This is a genomic window from Cellvibrio sp. OA-2007 (assembly GCF_000953825.1).
Lineage (GTDB): Bacteria > Pseudomonadota > Gammaproteobacteria > Pseudomonadales > Cellvibrionaceae > Cellvibrio.
This window is the reverse complement of the sequence record NZ_BBUL01000095.1, coordinates 253,732-260,218: the sequence shown is the minus strand read 5'-3', so window position 1 is coordinate 260,218 and position 6,487 is coordinate 253,732. Positions and strand designations below refer to the sequence as shown.

3 protein-coding genes are annotated in these 6,487 nt (G+C 44.3%); all 3 read left to right on the top strand.

Annotation, left to right across the window (positions count from 1 at the left end; all coding sequences use genetic code 11):
* Window positions 1-211: 211 nt before the first annotated feature.
* Entirely contained in the window at window positions 212-3,310 is a 3,099-nt protein-coding gene (locus AWU77_RS16815) for a glycoside hydrolase family 15 protein (protein ID WP_062065913.1), read from the top strand.
* A gap of 142 nt (window positions 3,311-3,452) precedes the next feature.
* Window positions 3,453-4,904, top strand: a complete 1,452-nt coding sequence (locus AWU77_RS16810) for a TrkH family potassium uptake protein (RefSeq protein ID WP_062065910.1) — start codon at window positions 3,453-3,455, stop codon at window positions 4,902-4,904.
* The gene (locus AWU77_RS16805) at window positions 4,904-6,433 is read left to right on the top strand and encodes an ATP-binding protein (RefSeq protein WP_062065907.1); all 1,530 of its coding nucleotides are present in this window, start codon (window positions 4,904-4,906) and stop codon (window positions 6,431-6,433) included. Before AWU77_RS16810 ends, AWU77_RS16805 begins: the two co-directional genes overlap by 1 nt.
* Window positions 6,434-6,487 lie beyond the last annotated feature (54 nt).

The window sequence follows — 6,487 nt, the reverse complement described above, 5'->3', positions numbered from 1 at the left end:
ATTTAAACTTAATAAATTAACTTTTGGATTTTTGGTGTTTGTTTGAAAGGATTTGATAACTGGGTTTTTTGGTAAAAACGCTAATTGCGCATAATGTATATTATGTTAAATTGTATATTCTATAATTATCAATGGCTTACCTCAGTTCATAATTTCCTCTTCTGTTTTTTAAACAAACTAATGGTTCAATTCTATTGGTGGCAATTGCTCTATGAAGCACAAACAACTGTTAGAGCGTTTATACGCTGAAGTCGAAACAGTCATCCTCAGCAAACAGCACCCGGTTACCGGTCTGCTTCCTGCCAGCACAGCGATTAACAATCACGGTGATTACACCGATGCATGGGTACGCGATAACGTCTATTCCATCGTATGCGTATGGACCCTGGGCATGGCACTTGAGCATCAAGGTGAAGATCACAAGAGCGATCAATTAAAACAGGCCACCATTAAATTGATGCGTGGTCTCTTGCAGTCCATGATGCGTCAGGCGCATAAGGTGGAAAAGTTTAAGCACTCACTGAAAAATGGCGATGCTCTGCACGCCAAATATGATACGGCTACCGGTTTGCCGGTGGTGGCTGATGATGCATGGGGGCACCTCCAAATAGACGCCACCTCAGTATTTCTGTTGATGTTGGCTCAAATGAGCGCATCTGGTTTGCGCATTGTTTGTACTCATGATGAAGTCGATTTTGTCCAAAACCTGGTTTATTACATTGCCAGTGCCTACCGGACACCTGATTATGGTATCTGGGAACGCGGAAATAAGGTTAACAACGGTAAAACTGAAATTAATGCCAGCTCAGTGGGTATGGCCAAGGCTGCGCTGCAAGCCTTGGATGGTTTCAATCTATTTGGCAAGCATGGTGATAAAAGGGCGGTAATACATGTAATTGCCGATGCAATTTCTCTCGCAAGAACCACCCTCGCCTCGCTCCTGCCACGCGAGTCCCTCTCCAAAGAAACAGATAGCGCACTGCTAAGTATTATTGGTTTTCCCGCGTTTGCAGTAGGTAAAGAAACTCTAGCAACGCAAACTCGCGACTCAGTGCTGACCAAGCTCGGCGGAAATTATGGCTGTAAACGTTTTTTATGGGATGGCCACCAAACCGTTCTAGAGGAAAGTTCACGTATTTATTACGAGCATGATGAGTTAGGTAATTTTGAAAATGTGGAGTCGGAGTGGCCGTTATTTTTTACCTATCTCTATATCACAGCATTATTTGATGGCAGCGAAGCCACTGCAAAACATTACCGCAAAAAACTGGAATCGCTGATGGTACATGTAGATGGCATAGGTTTACTGCCAGAGCTGTATTATTTGCCGCTAGAAAATGTGGAAGCGGAAAAGAAAAACCCTCGCTCTCAAGCTCGCGTACCGAATGAAAACGTGCCCTTGGTCTGGGCGCAGAGTTTATATTTAACAGGATTAATGCTGGATGAAGGGTTAGTGAGAACGGACGACCTAGATCCATTAAAAATGCGTCGTCGCTCTACCCGCTTTATAAAATCAAATATCGCACTCGTGGTATTGGCAGAAAATGACGCCATTAAACAGCATTTAGCCAAACATGGTGTGATCGCTGAAAGTTTGCAAGATATTAAACCTATGGGTGTGATATCAGCTTCTAGCTTGATGGAAACATACGCTCATGTTGGTGAAAATAAATCTTTAGGCTTAACAGGGCGCCCGCGCCGCCGCGTGCAAAGTCTGGCGACATCGCAGACTTATGAAATCAACAACAAGGTGTATTTAAGTTTGTCGTGGCTGCAGAGTGAGCGCGAAGATTATCGCCGGTATGATGCGCAGTGGGTTATTGAAAGTTTAACGCAAGAAATTCAATTCATTTATAAAAACTGGCTTAGTTCGGAAGTCGCTGTGTTCACGTTAATGATGGATCATCGACTATATAAGGTACCCAACGCAGAGTTGTTGTTTGCCGCACTGCGCGCTTATCAGTTGCGCACAGAACAAGAATATGTAGGTTATGCGTCCGCCAATCTTGCCTACAGAGCATCACGGGTAAATAGCCTATCTATACCCTACTTTCATATTCCGTCTATGAGCCAGCAGATGCTTTCTGTTGCCTCCGATGATGATGCACTGCAACCAGCACAGCTGGAGCCAGTCGCCGCCGCTATGCTGGAACATTTTTATACTGAAAGCGATATCATCACATACCGAAAATTTTCTCTCTATGTTAAAGGGCGCAAGCTCTCAGACAATATTGGCATTAATGGAGCGGAAATTACGGTTAAAGATTTAATTCATGATTTTTTCTTGCGCTCGCAAAAAGTAAATTATTGGCTGTTATCGCGCTTTTGCTTTTCGCAATTAAATTATACCTTAACGGATCTTGCTGACAGCCTGACCTTACTTGCCGCACGCAACTTAACTATCACCGTTGGTGATAACAATCACACCGAAATTAAAGTTGATCAGTCATTCTCAAACATTACCTATTTTGAAAGTGTGCGGCAGCTTTTCCCCGATTTACTTGAGCGCACATTGGTGCAGGAGTTAATTTCAGCAATCGGCTCGTTAATTCGTGCTGAACCAGGTTTATTTGATGGTTTGCATTCAGTGCAGTTGCGTAACTTTATGCTGTTGTGTGCCATGGATAAAGGTGATGCAGAAGATGTGAGTATGTTGGAATGGTTGGGCCTGCAATCTCCTGCCAAACTATACAAAAAAATTCGTTCGATTTTGACCTCGCGCAAAAAGGTTTTCTCGCAGGGAATTAATCATGTTACACCCTATAAAATTCACCACAATGAAAATCCGGAAGATGAAAATCCGGTTCTGTCCGATGCGATGGATACCGACTGGCTGGAGTGGCGTACTGCGCGTGGATTGATCACACATTTTGACGCAAACTTTCTCAAAGACATTTGGCACAGCTTGATGTTTGCCCAGTCGCTGGTGTTTGGCAATACCACCGGGGGAAGTTTCCATTTGGATTGCAAAACTATTCGTCATTCTATGACCCCAGGCGAGGAAAGTTTTGCGCATCTTGTCGATCAGTTAACTCATCAGCTTTACCCCGCTTATTATAAAAGTGCGGTGGTAGAAGCTCTCTACGCTTATACTCAATTCTGTATTAACAATCCGCAAGTGCGTTTTCAGAAGCCTGTTGTTTTTCGCGAAATACTTGAGAGTGCAGCAAAACGTTATATGAGTGAGCGTAGAGCGCAGACAAGTGTTGTGGGTATAGAGACTGACTTGACCGTTTTTATGCAGCAATCCCCCCACATAGTAAACCTCTATGTAACCCTTGTTTATGCCGATATCACTCAACCCTATTGATGTGGCACTTTAGCGGCGCCCTTCGGGGCGTCTTTATGGGTTTTACGAAATATATACCAATCACCCATAGGCTCCTGCTAGCGTAGCGTTTAGAATGCGGGCAAATCTTTTTTTGACGCCTCTTTCGCATAAGTTGAGTACTATGAAACTATTAGGGCCTACGCTGCTGATTTTGGGCGCAATCCTGAATATCCTCGCTTTATTTATGTTGGTGCCATTGGCGCTTTCCATTACGTACAACAGTGATAACCAACTCGCTTTTTTTTCTTCTGCCACCATTACCAGCCTGAGCGGCATAGGCTTTTTGTTGATGGGCAAAAAAGCTCGCCTGGACTTTATGCAGCCAAGACAGGTATTTTTAATCACTACAAGCGCCTGGACTGGGGTATCTCTATTTAGCGCACTGCCGTTTCTGCTGATCGACCACCCTCTTTCGCTCGCCGACGCTGTGTTTGAAGCTGTTTCAGGTGTTACCACGACTGGATCTTCGGTTATGGCGGGACTGGATGCTCTACCAAAAGACATTTTGCTCTGGCGTTCAATCCTGAATTGGATCGGCGGTGTCGGGATTATCGGAATGGCGATTGCGATTCTGCCATTTTTGCGTGTGGGCGGTATGCGCCTGTTTAAAACTGAGTCATCCGACTGGTCCGATAAAGCAATGCCACGCGCACAGAGCTTGATGGCGATGATTATTTATTGCTATATCGCACTCTCACTTATCTGCTGTCTGTGTTATTGGCTCGCCGGAATGGATTTCTTTAATGCGATCAACCATGCAATGACAACCGTTTCAACCGGCGGTTTCTCTACATCCGACAGCTCGTTTGCCCAGTTTGACAGTTTGTTAATACACTGGATTGCAATTGTATTCATGCTCGCCGGTGCTTTTCCTTTTGTGCTATTTGTACGCCTATTGATCAGCAAACGCTTCGTTGTGTTCAAAGATACTCAAGTGCGCGGTCTTTTGTGGGTTGTTGGTATAGCCACGTTTGCACTAACGGCGCACCTAATTTTCAGCGGCCAGATGGACCCCTTTAGAGCATTGACTCTGGCCTGCTTTAATCTTGTTTCAATTGTTACTACTGCGGGATTTGCCTCAGGTGATTATCAATTGTGGGGTTCACTCGCGTTGATCATCTTTTTCTTTGCCACCTTTGTTGGGGGCTGTTCCGGCTCCACAACCGGTGGCATAAAAGTTTTTCGCTTACAAATATTTGGCGGGCTGGTAAAAGAACAAATCATGACCGCAATTCACCCGCGGGCAATAATTAGCCGACGCTATAACAATCGCCTGATTAGTTCCGAGATCATTGCGTCATCCATCTCTTATATGTTTTTAATGACGGCGTGTTTGGTTGTTATTGCGGTCATTCTGGCATTAACGGGGTTGGATTTAATTACCAGCTTTACCGGTGCTGCAACGGCGTTGATGAATGTCGGCCCTGGCTTGGGGCCGGTCATCGGGCCAGCAGGGAACTTTTCCAGCCTTGATGACACAGCAAAATGGACACTCTCGGTTGGTATGTTATTAGGACGCTTGGAGTTTTTAACTATTCTTGTGTTGTTCTCTCCTGCATTTTGGCGCGCCTAATGAACGCTGAAGTAATCTTACGCAAGTTTGCCTACCCGTTCGGAATTTTATTTCCCTGGCTGCTAACACCACTCGCCTTTTTGATTACTGATTACTTGCCCAAAGCCAACGTACCTTTACTGTACATTGTAATGGTTGTTTTTATTGCAATTAATGTGACAGTAGAGCTTGCGATTATTAACGCGCTCTCCAGTTTTTTTGCGTTTAGTTTCTTTTTTGCAGAACCCTATGGATCAATCATGATTCATAGCGACGAAGATCTACTTACAGTTTTATTATTTTTGCTGACATCAATATTGGTTGGCTATATGGCCACCAAACATAAACGCAACATACAAAAAATTCGTATGCGTGAATTTATGACAGATATTGAATTGGAGTTGCTAGAGCGATTACCCAAGGCAATCAACACTGAAGATGTTATCGCCGCAATGCGCGATGCACTTACCCCCTGGCATGAGAACTGTGTATTAATTACCCATGGCGACAATTGGGCCACTCACCCTATGATTCGCCGCCTAAGTAATTTGCGCAAAACCTATTTGGAAGAATTGCTAGAGCTTCGCTTAACACCGGAAGTTATTACAAAAATTCCACAGTTAGAGGAAGAGCACAATGTCTATTTTCTCTACAACTCCAAACAGGTAATCGGCTTGCTCCGTATTGTAACGGAGAATATTCAAGACCTGCCGGAAGATATTTTTCTGCTGCTCTTACATCAGGTGAATATTTCGTTAGAACGTACACGTTTGGCGGCAGAGCTAGAGAAAGAAAAAATCGCCAAAGAAAATGAATTGCTCCGCTCCGCCCTGCTTTCTTCAGTCTCGCATGATTTCCGTACCCCCCTGACAACCATGATAGGTGCAACCTCAACCGTAATTGAACTGGGGGAGCACCTCGATAAACAGCAGACGCGAGAATTGTTGAGCACTGTTCTCGAAGAAGCTGAGCGCCTGAATCGATACACCCAAAATTTGTTAGATATGACCAAGCTCGGATTTGGCCAGTTGCAACTTGAGTGCGACTGGGTCAGCTTGGAAGAAATTATGAGTGTAGTAAAAAAGCGTTTGAAACCCCTGCTTCTGCATCATAAGTTAACGGAAGATATTGATTCAAATTTGCCCTCACTTTATGTGCACGCTGCATTGTTGGAGCAAGCTATTTTTAATGTGGTAGACAATGCCATCAAATTTTCGCCGAAAAATGCCAGTATCGACATTGAGTGCAAAAAAGAAAATGACAGCGTGGTTATTAATATCTTCGACAAAGGTACCGGCATTCCTGAGGCCGAGCGGGAAAAGGTATTCGAGCGTTTTCATACAGCTGAAAAAGGCGATCGGCGCAAATCAGGCAGTGGTCTTGGCTTGACGATTTGTCAGGGCATGATTATGGCTCACGGAGGAAAAGTTAGCATTCATGCAAACCCCAAACGGGTTGGCGATAGATATAACCCTGGATGTTGCGTGCGTATAGAACTGCCGATTAATCAGCAGCAAGAACAGCAAGAGCTTCCGCAATCTGACGAATAGAGATTTAACAGGGATATAACACTGTCAGGCACTTTTGCTGTTTATACTCCCCAA

What these genes read in the sequence shown, in the direction of transcription:
- AWU77_RS16815 (WP_062065913.1), top strand. Translation starts at nt 212, where the DNA reads ATGAAGCACAAACAACTGTTAGAGCGTTTATACGCTGAAGTCGAAACA.
- AWU77_RS16805 (WP_062065907.1), top strand. Translation starts at nt 4,904, where the DNA reads ATGAACGCTGAAGTAATCTTACGCAAGTTTGCCTACCCGTTCGGAATT.
- AWU77_RS16810 (WP_062065910.1), top strand. Translation starts at nt 3,453, where the DNA reads ATGAAACTATTAGGGCCTACGCTGCTGATTTTGGGCGCAATCCTGAAT.